The sequence below is a fragment of the Nostoc sp. genome (assembly GCF_036916735.1).
Classification (GTDB): Bacteria; Cyanobacteriota; Cyanobacteriia; order Cyanobacteriales; family Nostocaceae; genus Nostoc.
In genome coordinates, this window is sequence record NZ_JBALFV010000056.1 from 13,953 (window position 1) to 32,779 (window position 18,827).

At 40.8% G+C, this 18,827-nt stretch carries 18 protein-coding genes; 7 read left to right on the forward strand and 11 right to left on the reverse strand.

What is annotated here, in order from left to right; all coding sequences use genetic code 11:
• Position 1: 1 nt before the first annotated feature.
• Together V7L20_RS14135 and V7L20_RS14140 are read left to right on the forward strand one after the other, a co-directional pair.
• On the forward strand, positions 2-838 hold the full coding sequence (locus tag V7L20_RS14135; protein ID WP_334744688.1) for a TniB family NTP-binding protein: 837 nt from the start codon (positions 2-4) through the stop codon (positions 836-838).
• Positions 838-1,365, forward strand: coding sequence for a TniQ family protein (locus V7L20_RS14140; protein WP_334744689.1), 528 nt, complete (start codon positions 838-840; stop codon positions 1,363-1,365). The genes V7L20_RS14135 and V7L20_RS14140 overlap by 1 nt, the downstream gene beginning before the upstream one ends.
• A 102-nt stretch (positions 1,366-1,467) precedes the next feature.
• Here the strand turns inward: V7L20_RS14140 and V7L20_RS14145 are convergent, their stop codons facing one another.
• The 3 genes from V7L20_RS14145 to V7L20_RS14155 form a co-directional block, all read right to left on the reverse strand.
• Positions 1,468-1,665: a hypothetical protein gene (locus V7L20_RS14145; RefSeq protein WP_334744690.1), complete on the reverse strand. Its 198-nt coding sequence runs from the start codon at positions 1,663-1,665 to the stop codon at positions 1,468-1,470.
• A 159-nt stretch (positions 1,666-1,824) separates the two neighbouring features.
• Positions 1,825-2,130, reverse strand: coding sequence for a helix-turn-helix domain-containing protein (locus V7L20_RS14150; protein WP_334744691.1), 306 nt, complete (start codon positions 2,128-2,130; stop codon positions 1,825-1,827).
• Positions 2,123-2,659, reverse strand: coding sequence for a hypothetical protein (locus V7L20_RS14155; RefSeq protein WP_334744692.1), 537 nt, complete (start codon positions 2,657-2,659; stop codon positions 2,123-2,125). The genes V7L20_RS14150 and V7L20_RS14155 overlap by 8 nt, the downstream gene beginning before the upstream one ends.
• A gap of 172 nt (positions 2,660-2,831) precedes the next feature.
• Between V7L20_RS14155 and V7L20_RS14160 the strand changes: the two genes are divergently transcribed.
• From V7L20_RS14160 to V7L20_RS14170, 3 genes are all read left to right on the forward strand, one after another.
• On the forward strand, positions 2,832-3,008 hold the full coding sequence (locus V7L20_RS14160; RefSeq protein ID WP_334744693.1) for a ribbon-helix-helix domain-containing protein: 177 nt from the start codon (positions 2,832-2,834) through the stop codon (positions 3,006-3,008).
• Positions 3,009-3,275: 267 nt separating this feature from the next.
• A complete protein-coding gene (locus V7L20_RS14165; protein ID WP_334744694.1) occupies positions 3,276-4,286 on the forward strand; it encodes an AAA family ATPase in 1,011 nt (336 codons plus the stop codon).
• A gap of 19 nt (positions 4,287-4,305) precedes the next feature.
• Positions 4,306-6,813, forward strand: a complete 2,508-nt coding sequence (locus tag V7L20_RS14170) for a S8 family peptidase (RefSeq protein WP_334744695.1) — start codon at positions 4,306-4,308, stop codon at positions 6,811-6,813.
• 202 nt (positions 6,814-7,015) lie between these two features.
• Here the strand turns inward: V7L20_RS14170 and V7L20_RS14175 are convergent, their stop codons facing one another.
• The 7 genes from V7L20_RS14175 to V7L20_RS14205 all read right to left on the reverse strand — a co-directional run bounded on the left by V7L20_RS14175 (position 7,016) and on the right by V7L20_RS14205 (position 15,778).
• The gene (locus V7L20_RS14175; RefSeq protein WP_334744696.1) at positions 7,016-7,174 is read right to left on the reverse strand and encodes a hypothetical protein; all 159 of its coding nucleotides are present in this window, start codon (positions 7,172-7,174) and stop codon (positions 7,016-7,018) included.
• Between the two features lie 92 nt (positions 7,175-7,266).
• Entirely contained in the window at positions 7,267-8,193 is a 927-nt protein-coding gene (locus V7L20_RS14180) for a hypothetical protein (RefSeq protein WP_334744697.1), read from the reverse strand.
• A 5-nt stretch (positions 8,194-8,198) separates the two neighbouring features.
• Complete coding sequence (locus V7L20_RS14185; RefSeq protein WP_334744698.1) at positions 8,199-10,004, reverse strand: AAA family ATPase; 1,806 nt, start codon at positions 10,002-10,004, stop codon at positions 8,199-8,201.
• A gap of 72 nt (positions 10,005-10,076) precedes the next feature.
• On the reverse strand, positions 10,077-11,387 hold the full coding sequence (locus V7L20_RS14190) for a restriction endonuclease subunit S (protein WP_334744699.1): 1,311 nt from the start codon (positions 11,385-11,387) through the stop codon (positions 10,077-10,079).
• Positions 11,384-13,036 (reverse strand): type I restriction-modification system subunit M, encoded by a 1,653-nt coding sequence (locus V7L20_RS14195; RefSeq protein WP_334744700.1) that lies wholly within the window; start codon positions 13,034-13,036, stop codon positions 11,384-11,386. The genes V7L20_RS14190 and V7L20_RS14195 overlap by 4 nt, the downstream gene beginning before the upstream one ends.
• Before the next feature lie 9 nt (positions 13,037-13,045).
• The gene (locus V7L20_RS14200) at positions 13,046-15,271 is read right to left on the reverse strand and encodes a DEAD/DEAH box helicase family protein (protein ID WP_334744701.1); all 2,226 of its coding nucleotides are present in this window, start codon (positions 15,269-15,271) and stop codon (positions 13,046-13,048) included.
• Between the two features lie 75 nt (positions 15,272-15,346).
• A complete protein-coding gene (locus V7L20_RS14205) occupies positions 15,347-15,778 on the reverse strand; it encodes a MerR family transcriptional regulator (protein WP_334744702.1) in 432 nt (143 codons plus the stop codon).
• Between the two features lie 68 nt (positions 15,779-15,846).
• Here V7L20_RS14205 and cas12k point away from each other — a divergent pair, with 68 nt between their 5' ends.
• Together cas12k and V7L20_RS14215 are read left to right on the forward strand one after the other, a co-directional pair.
• Positions 15,847-17,754 (forward strand): type V CRISPR-associated protein Cas12k, encoded by a 1,908-nt coding sequence (gene cas12k / locus V7L20_RS14210; RefSeq protein ID WP_334744703.1) that lies wholly within the window; start codon positions 15,847-15,849, stop codon positions 17,752-17,754.
• Between the two features lie 103 nt (positions 17,755-17,857).
• Positions 17,858-17,989: a hypothetical protein gene (locus V7L20_RS14215; RefSeq protein ID WP_334727016.1), complete on the forward strand. Its 132-nt coding sequence runs from the start codon at positions 17,858-17,860 to the stop codon at positions 17,987-17,989.
• 198 nt (positions 17,990-18,187) lie between these two features.
• On the opposite strand, the gene V7L20_RS14220 is transcribed toward V7L20_RS14215, so the two are convergent.
• Entirely contained in the window at positions 18,188-18,421 is a 234-nt protein-coding gene (locus tag V7L20_RS14220) for a hypothetical protein (protein ID WP_334744704.1), read from the reverse strand.
• Positions 18,422-18,827: the final 406 nt, after the last annotated feature.

The following is an 18,827-nucleotide window of genomic DNA, read 5'->3' on the forward strand; positions in this document are numbered from 1 at the left end:
AATGACTTCAAAAGAAGCGCAAGCGGTCGCCCAACAATTGGGTAATATTCCTGTTAATAGTGAAAAATTACAGGCGGACATTCAACGATTAAATCGTAAGCTTTATGTCCCACTTGAACAAGTGCAAATTCTCCATGATTGGTTGGAAGGAAAGCGCCAATCAAGACAATCTGGGCGTGTAGTAGGTGAGTCGAGAACGGGAAAAACAATAGGTTGTGATGCCTATAGGCTTAGGGATAAACCCAAACAAGAAGCAGGAAAACCCCCAATTGTACCTGTGGCTTATATCCAAATTCCCCAGGAGTGCGGTGCTAAGGAATTCTTTGGGGTAATTATGGAGCATTTAAAATATCAAGTAACTAAAGGAACAGTGGCAGAAATTCGAGATAGAACACTGCGGGTTCTTAAAGGTTGCGGGGTAGAGATGTTGATTATTGATGAAGCTGACCGCTTTAAGCCGAAAACTTTTGCGGAAGTGCGTGATATTTTTGACAGGTTGGAAATAGCAGTGATTTTGGTAGGAACTGATCGCTTAGATGCAGTGATTAAGCGGGATGAGCAGGTTTACAACCGTTTTCGGTCTTGTCATCGTTTTGGAAAGATGTCAGGGGAAGATTTTAAGCGGACGGTGGATATTTGGGAGAAACAAATACTGAGATTGCCAGTTGCTTCCAACCTTTCGAGTAAGACGATGTTGAAGACGTTGGGGGAAGCAACTGGAGGTTATATCGGTTTGATGGATATGATTCTGCGAGAGACTGCAATCCGGGCTTTAAAAAAGGGACTGCAAAAAATTGATTTGGAAACTTTGAAGGAAGTAGCTGCTGAGTACAAGTGATGGAAGTAGAAAATATTAAGCCTTGGCTGTTTAGAGTTCAATCATATCAAGGAGAAAGCCTGAGTCATTTTTTGGGACGCTTTCGACAGGCAAATGATTTAACCCCAACTGGCTTAGGTAAAGCCGTAGGGCTTGGGGGTGCGATCGCCCGATGGGAAAAGTTTCGGTTTAATCCCCCTGCTTCTCGGCAGCAGTTGGAAGCATTGGCTGTTGTAGTGGGGGTTGATGTCGATAGGTTAGTGCAGATGTTACCACCTGCTGGGATGGGAATGAAAATGGAGCCGATTCGGTTATGTGCTGCTTGTTATACCGAGTCACCATGTCACAAGATTGAATGGCAGTTGAAAGTGACACTGGGGTGCGATAACCACAAGTTAAGCTTGCTTTCAGAATGTCCCAACTGTGGGGCGAGATTTAAGGTTCCAGCATTGTGGGCAGATGGTTGGTGTCAAAGGTGTTTTACGCCGTTTGTCGATATGGCAAAGTGTCAGAAGCATTCATTATTGAATGATAATCCTATATTATGAAACGACGTTGGTCTGCAAAAGAATATTTGATTAAAATGCGTTAGCGTTAGCTCCTCTGAAAGAGGTTCGCCACAAATTCAGTTTACTTCCTGAATGTGATATCTATGGGGCAACTTGGTCTAACTGCTCCACTTCCAGATTGAAAATAATTGTGAAAGTCACGCTTGGCATGAGTCGGTGCAGAGCTTGTAAATGAGCCTCAGCGTAACTCCGGCGACGAAAACGGGCAACAATTTGATGTTGCATAGTGGGAAAATGGCGGACTACACACCAAGGATTTAACTTTTCGATATAGGTCATAATATTCTCCTGACAACACTTGTGATTTAGCTGCCTAATTTGGGTTGAATAAGACTCAAATACTGGTTCAAAAATTTCCTAGACAAAAGCCACCCTAGTGTGAAGGTGGCTGGTAAAGAAATGTCAGGTTGATATTGAAATTTGCTAACTTTTCAACTCCTACTTATGCCGATCAGAGAAACAGACCTTTTTTAAGAATTCTTCAGGAATCTCCTCAAAGCCTTCTAGCAACAAATCCATCAGGGCAAGATGGCGTAAATCGGAAAGCATAGGACGGCGGTAGTTGCGCCCTTTAGAGAACCAGCGTCGCACAGTTGAAAGTGAACGAGAGCAAATTCGAGCGATCGCCTCATGATTAACATCCCATTTGGCATAAAATTTATTAGGTGTCATTCCTAGTTGACAATGGCTATAAAGGTCAATCAGGTTTTGCTCACGTTCTTGTAGAGGGCGGGGATTAGTCATATACTGGCTCTCCTTCCAGTGGTTCTAAATCCTTCTCCCAAGCAATATCGGCAGATGTCCAAGCGGCACTGAGGCTGTCTTTGCTTAACCAAATTAGGTAGCACCAACTCCAGCAGCAAAGATGGGGAGCAAAACTGTAAAATCTGCCGATCACTATTCCCCAGTCGGTATTAGAACCAAGCCAGCGTAATCTATCGCCGTACAGAAAGCGGGGTGTTTTCGCTGTATCAGGAAAATCGTCGGGTAAATCAACAGAAAGTTTCTGATTAATGAACTCTGGAAATAAATCTTGGTGATTTTGAGCAATGCCTTTGGCATCGCTCAAAGCCAACGCACTCAAGTAATTAGCAATCAGTTCAGCGTCAATGCTTTGGGTTAGTTGAGCAATCAGTACCACCGCTAAAGTTTCTTGTTCTTGCTGTTCACAGTAATCGCTGAGTTTTGCCAATAGTTCAGCAATACCGAAGTCATCTAAAGCTTGTGGATAACTTCTATGTTCATCTGTTTTGGAGCAAACAGGCTTTAACATGGAATATGTCTCCTGTATAGAGGGGGCCAAAAGTCAGCGTCTTCCCTGCAAAAGTTGAGCGCTGGCTTTTGACTTATCAGTAATTATACATAACTTCAAGGTTATTTTATTTTTATTTATGTGTTTTTATTGATTTAATATAGAAACACATAGATAAGTTGATGATAGTCACATGGGGAAAGTTGTAGTCAGTATTTACATGGAAGAAGAAGACAAGGAAGCTCTGCAACAACTGGCGGATGCAGAGGAGCGTTCTTTGTCTCAAATGGCAGTGTTAATTCTGAAACGGGCAGTTAAACAAGCGCAGGTAGAAGGAACGATTTCGCCGACTCAGGAAAAAGGGAAATAAGGTGTAGATGCGTAGCGGCTTGTCGCCAGACATAGTTAGTTGTCTTTGCTATAAACCCCACATTCTGCGAAAAAGAAGATGGAGTAAAAGCAACTAGGCAATCCAGTAGAAAAGGCTGCCTCAGTTAGAGAACTTGAGGAATGATTCCTGTCAAGTGTAATATTTCAGTGCTAAGGTAGATGGTCTTTTGGATCTTTAAACTTTGTATAGTACAAAAATACTATAATAAATTAGGGTACATAAAGTATCCAATCTCGGTTCTAAAGTATGGCACGTGGCGAAATTCTTAGAAAACTCTTTAGAAGCTTCTCTCGCAATGAGAGAGAAGAGTTTTTGGCTGCGGCTATGGAACTTATTGAGGAAGAGAAGAATAAAAACCACATTTTACTTGCTAGAGATTTAGAAAAGCTGCTCCAAAATGGCAATGGATACACCAAACCCCTAGCTTCTAACCTGCCTCCCTGCAACCAGTTTTCTGAACCTCCTAAAGATAAAGATACTGGGCTTGCCTTGCTTGAGGTAAAACAATTCGATCTTACATGGGATCACATCATCCTGAGTGAGAAAATTTTTGATACACTGCAAGAAATCGTCCTCGAAAACCGTAAGCAAGACATACTCGCAGCCTATAACCTCAAGCCCAAAAACAAATTGCTATTCTGTGGCCCACCTGGCTGTGGCAAAACTCAAACTGCCAAAGTCCTCTCCAGCGCACTAGGGCTGCCACTCGTTTATGTGAACTTAACGGCAGTCTTCTCTTCTTACTTAGGTGAAACTGCAACCAATCTTCAGAAAATTTTTACTTACATTGAAAAGGGTGAATGGCTTGTTTTGTTTGATGAGTTTGACGCGATCGCCCGCGATCGCGATAACTTAAATGAACATGGTGAAGTCAAACGCTTAGTGAATAGCTTGCTACAACTTATCGATAATGCAACTAATCAAAGCATATTTGTCGCCGCCACCAATCACGATAAACTGCTGGACAGTGCAGTTTGGCGACGATTTGATGAAGTTATTTTCTTTGATAACCCATCAGTCGAACTGCGGAAGGCACTTTTGAACCGCTACTTATCTGCTATCCGTTATACTGCTATTAATCTGTCTACCTTTGCTGCTCGACTTGAGAATGCTACTGGAGCAGATATAGAGCGTATCTGCTCTGATGCGATTAAATCCGTGATTCTACGGGGTGAACGTACCTTGACTGCTGATGATTTGGAGGTTGCCATCGGACGTTTTTTAGAAAGACAAAGTATAATAGCAAACTCAAGATAATTATTTACGTCGAGCCACAATGGGGAGTCAGTTTGAACACCTGAAATTACCGAGAATAATAAACATCGAATTACCTCGACGATCTAGTGGTGGTTTTGGTGGTACAAAACGTACTGATGTCAGTGAACACGGTAAGCAGCTATTAGATCAAATCTCTAGCCTTATTGAGCCTGTTAAGCAAAAACCTAGCCCTTTCCGTCTTGACCCAAAATTGATTTTTAAGATCAAAGTTGCTGAAAAATATTCTTTTTCAGACAACTTGGTAACTCAAACAGGACTAAATGTCTTAGCGCGTGAACCCAATAAAGCTATTGTTGTCTTCTCATCCGACAATGAGCTAACAGAATTCAAGAAACGGTTAGAAAATTATAGTCAGCTCAAAGATGGCCCCAAATATGAATACTTAGAGGCAATCGATGAGCTAGTTCCCCTCGAACCACAAGATCGCATTGGTCATCTATTAGATATAAAGCATCTACAACCTGGTGAACTTGCCGCTTTAGATTTAGAACTTTGGCACACGGGCAATCGCAAAGAAATGCGAAAGTATTTAGATGATATTGCCGATGTCCTAGAAAGTTTGACCAGCGCTACTGCTCCTATGAGAATGAGTGATAGCTACATAGGTGACTATCTCTGTATTGCTCGGATTAAAGTTACTGACGAAATTTTAAATCTTTTGCTGCTAGAGGAAATTGTTAAAGAAATTGATCGCCCTCCCCAACCTGCTTTTGAGACAACTGCTGACTATAATCTGCCAATTTCCAATTTTCCCGAAATTGTTCCCCCACCTGAAGATAATTGCGGCATTCTTGTTATCGACTCTGGCGTACCGCGTGGTCATCCTTTGATTGCTCCGGTACTGGGTGAGGCTGAAGTATTCCCAGATGCAAAACGGAAAGTTATACAAGGTGGCCCTGACGATGTACATGGACATGGTACAAGTGTCGCTGGAATTGCTATTTATGGAAATGTTGAGAACTGCATTAAACAACGTTCATTCGATCCAACAGCTTGGTTATTTTCTGCTCGTGTAACAGATGAGAATAACAAATATGATGAGGATCTTCTCTTAGAAACTCAACTTGATGAAGCCATTTATGCTTTTATTGAACAGTATCCTAATTGCAAAGTCATAAATATCTCGCTAGGTAATGATGAACAAATTTACCGAGATGGTCTGAAGCAGTTTCGGCTAGCTGCCAAGATAGATGAAATTGCGTATCAATACCAGCATAAAAACATTGTGTTTGTAATTTCAGCTGGAAATGCTTTCTATGAAGAAGCAGAGTCAAATGAGCAATTACTAACTGATTACCCGAATTATCTACTGAACAAGAGCGCTCGAATTATTGATCCAGCAACTTCAGCAATTGCATTGACCGTAGGTTCTTTATCATTTGGTCGCGGTAGTATTACAGAACCTTCTGATGTTCGTCGTCAGGCGATCGCAAATTTATCAGGGTACCCTTCTCCATTTACCAGAACTGGCTTTGGCGTAGATGGGATGATTAAACCTGATGTTGTGGACTTTGGTGGAGATTTAGTGTTAGACCTCAGTTATCGAGAAAGTCTAGGTCTACCTAAAGTCAATGTATTGCCAGATAGTATAGCTAGTGTTTCTATTCTAACTCTATCCAAAAATTTCAACAGTTCTTTATTTCATATCTGTAGTGGTACGAGCTTTGCTGCGCCTCGTGTTGCTAACCTTGCTGCTCAACTTTTTACAAAATATCCAGATGCTAGTTCTAATCTAATTCGGGCCCTTATTGTTAACTCTGCGGTTCTTCCTAAAGAAATTCCACCCGAATTTCAATGTAACAGTAACCAATCCCAGAGTCAAAACACAAAGCAAATTGAGAACCAACTAGCAATTTATGGCTATGGACAGAGTGATTTGGAACGTGCAATGTATTCTGCTGAGAATTACGTTGTTTTATCAGAAGACAATATCTTGATTCCAGTAGGCAAGTTTCATATTTATGAAATTCCTCAATTGCCGCCTGAATTTTTTGAAGTAAAAGGTACTCGTGTATTATCAATCACCTTAGTATTTGATCCACCAACTCGTCCTACTCGTGGAGACTCATATTTAGGAGTCACGATGGAATTCAATCTTTTTAAAGGGATTGACCGCGAAAGTATCGTGAATGCTTATGTAAATGCTAGCAAAACAGATGCCCCTGATAAATTTGCAGAAATATCAATGGAAAATTTGAAGAAAAACAATGGTTCTGGCATCTTGGTCGATTTATCTCCTGGTTCTAACCTTCGGAAAAAAGGAACGGTACAAAGGGGACAAGTAAAAATCTTTCCTCAATCTACAAAATATGATAAAGGAAACATGATCTTAATTGTGAGTTGTAACCGTAAATGGGCAAATCCAGATGAAATAGAAATGCAACGTTATGCTTTAGTAGCTTCCATTAGTCATTCCGATCCGCAAGTTAATCTATATAATCGGATGAGACTCCAGATTAATCAGAGAAGTGATAGAGAGCAAGAGCGACTACGAGGAAGAGTTTGATTGATAATCCGGCAATGAGAGTCAGCGTAGTATAACTTTATAAGACACTGGAATTTTAACTTGACTTGTTTTTAAGGATGTAATCGCACCTCCCAACCCAAACTCTATAGCATCAAGCGATCGCCTCATCAATTTGTCTTCCTAGTCGCTGCCGAACCAATGAGCTTACGGCAATACATGAGATGCTTATTGGTAGTCTCTACTAGAAAACCACACCAAACGCTAAACAAGTGTTTGATGGTTCTGTAAAGGTGCGATCGCCACAAATTAAGCTCACTTTCATAATCTTCAAACTGTAGGACAAGGTTTCAAGTTTTAGCATTGTGGGTGCATAGTTGATGTCACCGTTGTTTTCTGCCATTTGCTGAAATGGTAGAGAGTCAAAAACCTATTAATCAGAGTTAAATATACGCCATTACCCATCAAGTTTACTTTTAGAAGACCTAAATGATTTCACGAAACTGTGAATCGATATTGTAATTTATGCCGTTTTGATGCTGGATCAAATTCACGCTGAATATCATCTCGATCTGCACGTCCTAATCTGCCCCATGTAGTCATTTCTTTAGGATTATCACTAACATCAAATCCATTGTTTAATTTAACACCCATAAGATTGCTAATCAGATATCGATCGTGTAATTTATCCCAAATAAACACTTCTACAGTAAGTCCTGCTTGATTAATGACCCTAAGTAATTTTCTACGAAAATCTTCTTCATATTGGCTTATTGACATAGAGTCTGCTAAATGGCACATATGAATTTCAATAACTGGTGGCTCATCAGGATTTATAATTGCTGCCAATAATTTATTAAATTCCCTATAGCCATGTTTCACTGGATCGAAATAGGGATCGATAAACATAATGGAATTGGCATGGCAAAGAAGCAACTGGAGATGAAGAAGATAATCGTTTGTTGTTCTGTATAGCCGAACTGAAGGACTTCTGTTTCGCCACCAATCTGCACTAGAGAGTCTGTCAATTGATGCTACTATATTGGTCTGGGAAAACGCTGTAGCAACTGATTGTGTAGTGATGACACCACTAAGGGGTTCATGATTGTGAGAATCTACTGCTTCCTGACACCATTCTATATAACTAGATGGTATGGCATGTTTAATAACGGAAACAGGGCGTAACCTATACTGTTTAATTAATTTTTTGATAAGTTCTTTTGAACGTGACGGCCAACAATATTCATCTTTTTTCATGCAGGTTTGAAGATAAGCACGCCATTCACCTTTTCTTAGATCGCGAACTAATGCTTCTTCAAGGATTACATCTTTAATATATTCAATACGTGCGCTACATAATTCAGGGTAATCGTAGCAGTTAGCATCAAAAATATCAGGAATTAAAGCGTATTCAACTAACATACTTATTAAAATATCTCATCTAGTTCTTCTTCAAAAAATCCTCCTGGCCATGCCTTGACAAGTTCACCTCTCTTGTTCAAAGGCATTTCGCGCACGATACTACCCTCACTGTCTGCTTCTACAAACAACACAGAAACATCTTCAGGTCTAACTGGGGGTAATCCTTTTGGGAGTTCGTTATTGTAGGTTTCTCTCATCCGTCGCATAATTCGCAGAAGTAAATGTTCACTGTGAGTTTCCAATATAAAAGTGTTTTTTTGTCCTCCAAGTGCAGACTCAATGAATACATCTCCAAGTTCTGCTTGCAGTTTGGGATGTAGATGAATTTCTGGCTGTTCAATGGCAACCAACGCATCCGATAGACCATAACAAGATACTAGAATCGGAATAACTTGACTAATGCCAATGCCTACATCCCGGTGACTGACTGGTGTTTTAGTTCTCTTGTCAATCAAGACTAAATCTGAAATGCGATCGCCTCCTGAAGTCATTTCCTGTACCCACGTTTCTGACAGACTTTCGACATCAGTCATCATAGAAACAATTTGTTCAATTTCGGGAAGAGAACTTTTAGCATTATTTAAGTCGATATCTGTGGCTTCCAAGTCAGCTTTTAGTCGTTCAATTTCTTCTTGAATGTCACTTCCAAATCCTGCGGCATGGAAAATTAACTTGGCTGTTAGGTCTTGTAAGGTTTTGCCAATGCGAGAGTAAAGTTCATCCTCTAAATGTGAATCTGGTAATAAAGTACGCACTTTTAACTCATAGGGGGTTTTCATTCTGTTGCTATCCCCTAACCAAGCGTTTACCTTTTGACGTACTTCAGCATTATTCAACAAAACGTCCCAAGCATAACCACCACCAGCCTGCCAATTAGCATCTTGCTGTTGAGAAAAGGCAAAATGGCGGGGTGGATAAGTGCGAAATGGCCCCAGGTATCGTATTTTTTGTAGCTCAGTTTCTACTGTTTGGGTAATCGCGCCGACTATATCATTTAGTCGATAGGGTATAAACAGGCGCATCACATCAGCTAAAGTATCCTGTCGATGCTGGGGATTTCCAGGTGTAATATGCTCAAGAATTTCTGGCAGTGAAGACTCAGCTTGAATATTTATTGGTAGCAAGCGAGAAACTTGTGCTGTAATCTCTGGCACAAGAAAATTGATTACCTGCTCAATTTCTTCCTCATCTTGGGGAGTTATTTTTAAGTTGAATGTGTTCGCTTCAATAATCGCTTCAATCAACAGACTAACTATTCGATGCTTGTGGTCAAGGCGGTCTAACTGAAGCCCACCCTTGCGGCGGGAACTCATATTCAGTACCCTTTCGCCATCAGCTTCTAAAAAGAACGATCGCACTTTTATCCCTCCATTTCCTGAAGAGTGCATCCCAATACCAACACCTACAGTTAATTTTTTAATTGGTTCTAATAAACTGCCGAGTCCCTTATCTGATAAATTAATGTTGCTGGGGTCAAGGTCTATCGCCCACTCTACAAGGCGAGTGCGATCGCGTTTATGAACATATTGCCCAAAACCTCCCAAATCAACAGAATCACCCCCCACTTCTGTGCGATAAACATCTAGCTCACCTTCGTTTGTAATGGCATGATGGGCTAGCAACAGGCTATGAAGTACGCTCGATTTACCGGAACTATTAGCACCATAAATCAGCGTGAGGGGACGAATGGGGATGTACTGAGTATCAGCAAAGGCTTTGAAATTACTGATACGGAAACCAGTTATGGGCGAATTGACTTTGTTTTTAGCTGATGAATCTGTTTTCTGGGGAGGGAAATTTTTTTTAGGCATATTCGTATATGAATGACACATTTTAGACATTTATTCTCCAAGTATCATCCGTGTATTCTGAAGTCAGTATTTTTATAACAGAGAAAGCTGCTGAGGATCTGCGTTATCTCTCAAATTGAGGGCTTTTGCTTGTTCTTCCATTTCTGCAAGCAGTTCTTTCATGTGTGCTTCTCGCCATTTTGCGGTGAGTTCTCCAGTGAAAGCACGGTGGAGGAGAACATCAAATAATTTTTCTAGTTTTTCTTTTGTTTTACTGATACCAGCCAAACTTGCTCTACACTCCATAACTGCTATCTGGAATTTATTCAACTGTTCCTGAGAGGGAATTAAAATTGGCAGATTGAGTAGTTCATCAGTGTCAAATTTTCTTGTTCCATGTCCTGCTGTACCCACTTGGGACAATATTTTACGGCTAGATGCTTTTAATGCAGTGTGTAGATATGTTGAATCAATATCATTACAATTAGGATAAAGTGCTTTCATATCTTGATTAATTGTTAATCGAGTAGCTGCTAATGCAATAGGAATGGTATGCGCTAGAATCATACCCCGAACTACAATTAAGATTGCACCTGGCTCTACACATTTTATATTCGTTTCTTCTATTGCTTTTTGAGATATATGATCAATAGAATCAAAAATTATATCTTGCTTCATATCTTTGGGAGATACCCAAGGAATATTACCATCCCAATAATCTGGATTTTTTTTCGACGGTGTTCCCCCACTCTGAATATTTACTAAACTCCCTAGAGTTTCAGTATTAGCATCTGTCCAAGTTGACGGCTCACCAAACATTTTTATGAATAGCGCAGGTAAAATGCGATCGGCTTTTGCATCAGCCTCAGCCCGCATTCTTTGCAGTGCATCAGCTTGCTCTAGAATCCCGACTATGTGGCGTTGTTCAGAAATTGAAGGTAAGGGAATAACCTGATTAAGATATAGTTTTGTATTAAGATTTCTTAGTCCTGTAGTAGTATTTTGAATCCGAATTAATTCAGATTTAGCTTTTTGGGAATTCAGGTATAAATGCAAAAATTCTGGAATTATAAACGGAATTAGAGGGCGAAGTCGATATGTAAAATTTGAAAATAAATAAGTGTATCCATCTTGGGGATGCTTAAATAAAGCATTTTTCCCAATCATTTGAATACTCCCTGAAGAAGTAGTTACTAAAATATCGCCAGACTTAAGTGCATACTTATTAACAACTTTTGTAGTGACTGATCGGAATGCAACATCTTCCAATGAGAGATGACGATCATAAATATTAGTTGAGCGTAAAACAGGATAATCTGAATCAGTTCCTACTGGTGGATTACCCCAAGTTCCACTGATTGCGTCTTCAAGAATATCTTGCAGTTTTACACTTAGCCACTTCATGAAACTGCCTCCACATCATGAAGCAGTTTTTCTAAACTAGAGGCAATTTCTCGCTCAATTTCCAAAACTTCTCGAATCAACTCAACCGGATCATCATCAGAAACAACCTCAGTTACCTGTGGCTTATAACGCCCAGCAGCTAAATTGTAATCATTTTCGGCAATAGTATCCAAAGATGCCCACCAGCATCGGAGTTCCTCACTTCCTGGCTTTAACAACTCTCCCTTTTCCACACCTGGGGGTTGCAAAAAACCTGACTCCCGATAAACCTTCCACTGCTTTAATAAATTGGGAATATCGTTAAGTTCTGGCGTTTCTGGTCTACCCCCTGCGGAAATCTTATCAGGGTCGTAACCATCATTTTTAACTTCATAAAACCAAACTTGATTCACCTGACGCGCCGCAGATTCCATTGGGTTGCGAATTACCAGCACCGCCGTCTTCACTCCTGTATATGGCTTAAACACCCCCGCAGGTAAAGAAACCACCGCCAATAAATCAAATTCTGTCACTAATTTTTTACGCAAATCCACATGAGCGCCAGTAGAACCAAATAGTAACCCTTCTGGTACAACCACCGCACACATTCCACCCGCTACTAAAGATTTCATGATTGCAGCCAAAAACAGCAATTCACTTTTTTTGGAATTTGTCGGTAAATCCGCACGGATAGAATCTTTGGGTAACGTTCCCGCAAAAGGGGGATTATCAAACATCACCTTATAGCGACGGCGCAAATCATCTTCAGTCAGTCCCCCCATATCAGACAATACATTGGCTACTTTCAGCTTGGCGTTGCGAATTCCATGCAGCACCAAGTTCATCATGGAAATTCGCATCATCTGGCGGGAGACATCAAAGCCATAAATCGACTCTTCCAAAAGTTTCCAGTCAGGTAATCTATCCCCATTTCCTTTGCGATAAGTCTGGAGATTGGGGATTTGCTGTTTTGCTTGTGCCAAAGTTAGCCCCCGTTTTTCCAGCCAATCTTCACCGTAAATCGGCACTTCTATGGGATTTTCGCTGTACTTAGCCAAAATATACTCAATACTATCAATCAAAAATCCTGCTGTTCCACAAGCCAAATCACAGATAGTATCCCCCAAATCAGGGTCAACCATCTCCACCATAAACGCCCGTATCTGTCGGGGAGTACGGAATTGACCATTAAGTGCAGATTGACCTAAATGGGTTAATAGATACTCAAAAATATCACCTTTGACATCCTGACCCATTTTGAGGAAATCCAAGGTATCCAGTTCATCAACTACCAACTTGAGAACATTCGGGTCATTAATTTCTAAAACCGCATCCCGGAAATACTCTGCCACTTTTGGCTCATCTTTGAGCAAAGAATTCGCCATGTAGGGGAAAACTTCATCCCGCAGAAAGTCCCGTAGTTCAGTACCACTCTTGAAACGCCATTTTGACCAGCGATAACGTTCCGCCTGTTGGGGAAATAGTAATTTAGCATTACCATTATTACCCGTCAGACGGGCGCGTAACTCCCGATTTGCTTCTTCTTCATCCAACAGCTTCAGGTATATCAGGTAAGAAATTTGCTCAATGTAAGTGACAGGATTTGTTATCCCACCAGCCCACAAAGTATCAGTAATATGTTTGAGTTTGCGACGAATTTGTTGATCCATATTTTTCTCTTAACCCTCTGTACCTGTAGCATCCACCGTAAACACAGAGCGGTTTAATTCATCAAAAATATCCCGCAATCCCTGCTCACCAAACAGTTCTATACCCAAACCAGCAGCATTGAGAACTGAGAGGGGTGGCAAGAATAAATCATCTATGGTTAGCTGACCTTTGGCAATACCGCGATTTTTTAACAAAGAAAGATACTGAGCTTGGGCTGGTGCAAAAGAGTGAGAAACCAACCAAGCTCTAAAGTTTTCTTCCAGTAATTCTTCATGGCTTTTAATCTTTAATGTTCCCAATGCTGCCCGAATAAAATCAATCAGGCTACCATTATAATTTCGGTAAGCTCTCCGCAAGTTTTCTTCATTAAAGTAATATCGGGGTGTATTCAAGCGCCGCACCAGTTCCGTTTCTTCTGTTTCCGTCAACAATTCCCCATCCCGGATTTTCTGGAGTGTTGGATCGCTAGTTACAGCAGATTGAATAGTTTGCTCCCAATTAGTAACATAATCACGCTTATCAACCCGCTCCCCTTCTGTCCCTACTTCTATATAACTGACATATTGCTGCCATCTATCCCTCAGCCCTAATTCAATTAATTCTGACCGAGAACGGGATTGTTGCTGGTTGCTTCTAATTGATACATGACCTCGACCAGTTTCAGCATAAATATCAGTATCGCTATCATTAAAATATTCGTGATTTCCGAAAAAATCATAAATAACAAACTTGCGTTTATTAATATGTGGCGCAGTCCTTGTCCCCCGTCCACGAATTTGCTGATAAAGAATTGGACTCCGCACTGTACGACACATAACTAAATGCAAAACTTCCCGGCAATCAAAGCCAGTATTGAGCATATCCACACTGACTGCAACTTGTGGGTAATCTTCATATTTGAACTGGCGAATTAAATCATCGGCATTAGCAACATCACTTGTAATTACTTCAGCGTAATGCCCCTTACATTCTGGATGTAATTCGTTCAGATATCTTGTCAATCGTGCCGCATGATTTTTTGTCAAAGCAAATACTATCGATTTACCAGGCCCAATCTTTTGTCCTGGTGCTAATTCTTGATAATTTTCCCAAGCCAGCCTATCAAATTCCTGCATCATTAGGCGGTTACTCGCCTCATTAGTCCACTTGCGTTCAAAAGCTGCTGGGTCATAATAAACCTCATCAACTTCAGCCCCTTCAGCAATAATTTCAGTAATGCCAGTAGCGAACCGATAGGGAACAAGATACTTTTGTTCAAATGCCGTTTGAATAGAGTAAGTAAAATCTGGCTGCTCATTTCGGCAGTTGTAAAAATCAAAAGTATTCCGTTCAATGTAAGCTGCTGGCGTAGCAGTTAAACCAATATGAAATGCATCAAAATGAGTAAGTGCAGTCTGCCAAACACCATAAATCGAACGGTGACATTCATCAGCTACAACAACATCAAAATAGCCGCTAGTAAACTCCCGATAACGGCTAATCATTGTTTGGAGTAAGCAAACTGTAATTTGCTGCTCTTGCCGGATCACACTCGGCTTGAGCCAGTAGCTACCATACTGATTTAAAACATCTTGAATTGCTTCTAATGCTTGTTTAGCTAATTGTTCCCTATCCACTAAAAACAGGATTTTTTCTGCATATCCCGATTGAATTAAGCGTTTTAATTGCAGGCAAATTAAATCAGTTTTACCTGTCCCAGTTGGCAGTTCGAGTAAAAATCGCCGCTTCCCCAATTCAACCGCATGGTCAATTGCTTGCATAGTTTCCCTTTGATAGGGACGGACTAAGCGAATTTCTCCCTGTCGAGTGTAATACTCAGGAATTTCGATTGTAGCCAGAGGTTGACGGGTTGAGCGCATTTCAACCAATCGCTCTAAATCTCGCCGTGAGAAAAAAGAATTAACAATCCGGGCATCATCGTTTTGATAGTCCCAGAAATAAATCAGTTCGCCGTTACTGAGAAAAATAAATGGTGCTTGAAGTTGCTGGGCGTAGGGAAGCGCTTGGTTTTTAGCAACATAAGGCTCAATAGCACGCTTCTTAGCTTCAATCACAGCCAAGGGACGACCTCTTTGGTCAAGCAGTAGATAATCAGCTTTTCCTCTCCTACCATCTGCCATTGGAGCCGAAACCTCAGTCATTACCTGAGATTTATCAGCCGGGTTCCATCCTGCTTGGCGGAGAAGATCATCAATATTAATGCGTGCGTCTGTCTCTTTGCTAAAGTCGCTCATCAAGTCACTCCTGTCTTACCAAAGTTAGCACGAAGCCCTCAGCGTCAGTGCCATTTCCGCTTTATCCCAGAAGTTTTAACTTTTTTCCAACTTCAGCGCCAACTTTTGATAAATTTCATCCAACCACACGGGAATTACAGGTTTACCTGCATCTAAAGATGCGATCGCCTTTTTTCTGTCAAACTCCACAAGCTCAAGCGATCGCTCCTGTGCTTGAGACAACAACATAAACCGCTTACCTTTACCTGAAGTAAATAACCCCGGCTCTTGGTCTTTCAGCTTTTTCAGCGTGGTACTGGCTATGTCAAAACTTAACCCCACAGATAGCCAATATGACATTGCAGCCAGTTCCAGCAAATTAGATTTTGAGTAATAAATACTACGTCCAGTTCCAGTATCACTAATGACAGGAACAATCACCCCCCTCTCTCGCCAATACTGTAGCTGACGAAGGGTGCAGCCTGTGATTTCAGCAGCTTCTTTGCTTGTAAAAAATGTCTCCTGCATACAATTTATTTTACAGAAGACTTGTTTAATACAAATGTGTTAGTATTAGACAATATTGTTTTAAAGCGATGAGCCAAATCACTATTCAGTGCCGTCTTGTAGCCTCAGAATCATCACGCCACCAGCTATGGAAGTTGATGGCAGAGCTAAATACGCCACTGATTAATGAACTACTGCATCAGGTAAATCAACACCCAGATTTTGAGACTTGGCGACAAAAGGGCAAACACTCTACTAGTATTGTCAAAGAACTCTGCCAACCTTTGAAAACTGATCCTCGCTTCATTGGTCAGCCTGGACGGTTTTATACAAGTGCGATCGCATTGGTGAATTACATATATAAATCATGGTTTGCCCTGATGAAGCGATCGCAGTACCAACTAGAAGGCAAAATTCGCTGGTCGGAAATGCTCAAAAGTGATGTTGAATTGGTAGAAAGTAGTGGTGTCAGCTTAGATAGTCTTCGCACTAAAGCTGCTGAAATTTTGGTTCAACTTACTCTCCTCGATAATGCTGACACTCAATCAACTAATGGAAAAAAAGCTAAAAAGCGCAAAAAAGCTCAAAATTCAGATAGCAACAGTTTATCAAAGAATTTATTTGAGACTTACCGCAACACAGAAAATAACTTGACTCGTTGCGCCATCAGCTATTTACTCAAAAATGGTTGCAAAATCAACCATAAAGAGGAAGACGCTAAAAAATTTGCTCAACGTCGCCGTAAACTTGAAATTCAGATTGAACGCCTCAGAGAACAGCTAGAAACACGAATTCCCAAAGGTCGAGATTTAACCGATGCCAAATGGTTAGAAACTATTGTTGTTGCCACTCATAACGTTCCAACGAATGAAGCCGAGGCAAAATCTTGGCAAGACAGCCTTTTAAGGCAATCTAGCAAAGTACCTTTTCCGGTAGCTTACGAAACCAACGAAGACATGACTTGGTTTAAAAACCAGTTTGGGCGCATCTGTGTAAAATTCAACGGTTTGAGTGAGCATAGTTTTCAAGTTTATTGTGATTCTCGACAACTTCACTGGTTTCAACGCTTCCTAGAAGATCAACAAATTAAGAAAAATAGCAAAAATCAACACTCCAGTAGCCTATTCACCCTGCGTAGTGGACGTATTGCTTGGCAGGAAGAGGAAGGCAAAAGCGATCCTTGGAATGTTAATCGCTTAACCCTCTACTGTTCTGTAGATACCCGCCTATGGACGACTGAAGGAACCAATCAAGTAAGGGAAGAAAAAGCCGAAAAAATCGCTAAAATTATCATCAATACAAAAGCCAAAGGCAAGCTTAATGAAGAACAGCAAGCCCATATAAAACGGCAAAACTCTACTCTAGACACGATTAATAACCCTTTTCCTCGCCCCACGAAACTTTTATATAAAGGACAATCTCATATTCTTGTTGGTATTAGCCTCGGCTTAGAAAAACCTGCAACACTAGCAGTAGTAAACGGCACTACAGGTCAAGTAATTACCTATTGCAGCATCAGACAACTACTGGGTGATAATTACAAACTGCTAAATCGACAGCGACAGCAAAAGCATTTTTTATCCCACCAACGCCAAATAGCTCAAACGCTTGCTGCACCAAATCAGTTTGGAGAATCGGAGTTAGGGGAGTATATTGACAGATTACTCGCCAAAGAGATTATTGCGATCGCCCAAACATACTCTGCTGGAAGTATTGTTCTACCCAAATTGGACAATATGCGAGAACAAGTTCAGAGTGAGGTTCAAGCCAAAGCTGAACAAAAATCAGATTTAATAGAAGTTCAACAAAAGTATGCCAAACAGTACCGAGTTAACATTCATCAATGGAGTTACGGCAGATTGATGGCAAATATTCACTCGTCAGCTGCTAAAGCTGGAATTGTTATAGAGGAGTTAAAACAGCCAATCCGAGGTAGTCCACAAGAGAAAGCGAAAGAATTAGCGATCTCCGCTTACCATTCCCGCAAAATAAACTGATTGACAAAACACCGAACCTTGACAATAGAATAAGAAAATAAAATTCACAGCGCCGCAGTTCATGCTTGTAACAAGCCTCTGTACTGTGTAAATTTGGGTTAGTTTGACTGCTGTTAAACAGTCTTGCTTTCTGACCCTGGTAGCTGCCCACCTTGATGCTGCTGTCCCTTGCGGACAGGAATTAGGTGCGCCCCCAGTAATAGAGGTGCGGGTTTACCGCAGTGGTGGCTACTAAATCACCTCCGACCAAGGAGGAACCCACCTTAATTATTTTTTGGCATGGTAAAGCGGGGGCGATTTCCCTGGGACTGCTGCCAAAACTTTAAATCGCTTGTTTAATAAGGTTTATAGCCTTTAATGTGTCAGTTGATTTACTTTTTTAAGTATCGACTGACGGGTGATTTTGGGAGACGTGACAAAAATGCCTTCATAACTATTGGTAAATCAAGGGTTTGAAGCGCAGAGTTTCAACACCCCTCCCAGCTAGAGGCGGGTTGAAAGATGAATTTGTGGGATGTGAATGACCATGCTGCCAAGTTTCAACACCCCTCCCAGCTAGAGGCGGGTTGAAAGGAGTGGACACACAAAAAACAAAAGCAATCAGAAGTATTTCAACACCCTTCTCAGTTAAAGATGGTTTAAAATCAGGAAAAATGAGACTTTGCACAATAATACTTTTTTACGTTTCAAAAGCATTCCTAGCTAGAGATGGGCTGAAAGAAAACTCTAAAAACTAACAATTTTTTTGGGGAGAGTTTTACAAACTTCTCTTAAAAATAGGTGGGTTGAAAGATTGGTAAAAGTCATGGAATTCTTGGACTAATGGGACAAAAACTTGTCAACGAGAGAGCAATTTTCATTTCTTTGAACCACAAATCCTCATAGAGTGGTAAGGTCTTGCGCCCCTACCACGTGGTCTATTTACCTGAAAATACCTGTAACAAAATCAAAATATTGTCAATTTTCTTCCGCCTATAGGATACAGAAGATTGCAGGTAAATTAGGTAACTACGTAAATAGCCTCCAAACCCTTACCATTGAGAAATGGCAAATGACGACTCTCTCTGGTCAAA

What these genes read in the sequence shown, in the direction of transcription:
- V7L20_RS14135 (WP_334744688.1), top strand. Translation starts at nt 2, where the DNA reads ATGACTTCAAAAGAAGCGCAAGCGGTCGCCCAACAATTGGGTAATATT.
- V7L20_RS14140 (WP_334744689.1), top strand. Translation starts at nt 838, where the DNA reads ATGGAAGTAGAAAATATTAAGCCTTGGCTGTTTAGAGTTCAATCATAT.
- V7L20_RS14145 (WP_334744690.1), bottom strand. Translation starts at nt 1,665, where the DNA reads ATGACCTATATCGAAAAGTTAAATCCTTGGTGTGTAGTCCGCCATTTT.
- V7L20_RS14150 (WP_334744691.1), bottom strand. Translation starts at nt 2,130, where the DNA reads ATGACTAATCCCCGCCCTCTACAAGAACGTGAGCAAAACCTGATTGAC.
- V7L20_RS14155 (WP_334744692.1), bottom strand. Translation starts at nt 2,659, where the DNA reads ATGTTAAAGCCTGTTTGCTCCAAAACAGATGAACATAGAAGTTATCCA.
- V7L20_RS14160 (WP_334744693.1), top strand. Translation starts at nt 2,832, where the DNA reads ATGGGGAAAGTTGTAGTCAGTATTTACATGGAAGAAGAAGACAAGGAA.
- V7L20_RS14165 (WP_334744694.1), top strand. Translation starts at nt 3,276, where the DNA reads ATGGCACGTGGCGAAATTCTTAGAAAACTCTTTAGAAGCTTCTCTCGC.
- V7L20_RS14170 (WP_334744695.1), top strand. Translation starts at nt 4,306, where the DNA reads ATGGGGAGTCAGTTTGAACACCTGAAATTACCGAGAATAATAAACATC.
- V7L20_RS14175 (WP_334744696.1), bottom strand. Translation starts at nt 7,174, where the DNA reads ATGGCAGAAAACAACGGTGACATCAACTATGCACCCACAATGCTAAAA.
- V7L20_RS14180 (WP_334744697.1), bottom strand. Translation starts at nt 8,193, where the DNA reads ATGTTAGTTGAATACGCTTTAATTCCTGATATTTTTGATGCTAACTGC.
- V7L20_RS14185 (WP_334744698.1), bottom strand. Translation starts at nt 10,004, where the DNA reads ATGCCTAAAAAAAATTTCCCTCCCCAGAAAACAGATTCATCAGCTAAA.
- V7L20_RS14190 (WP_334744699.1), bottom strand. Translation starts at nt 11,387, where the DNA reads ATGAAGTGGCTAAGTGTAAAACTGCAAGATATTCTTGAAGACGCAATC.
- V7L20_RS14195 (WP_334744700.1), bottom strand. Translation starts at nt 13,036, where the DNA reads ATGGATCAACAAATTCGTCGCAAACTCAAACATATTACTGATACTTTG.
- V7L20_RS14200 (WP_334744701.1), bottom strand. Translation starts at nt 15,271, where the DNA reads ATGAGCGACTTTAGCAAAGAGACAGACGCACGCATTAATATTGATGAT.
- V7L20_RS14205 (WP_334744702.1), bottom strand. Translation starts at nt 15,778, where the DNA reads ATGCAGGAGACATTTTTTACAAGCAAAGAAGCTGCTGAAATCACAGGC.
- cas12k (WP_334744703.1), top strand. Translation starts at nt 15,847, where the DNA reads ATGAGCCAAATCACTATTCAGTGCCGTCTTGTAGCCTCAGAATCATCA.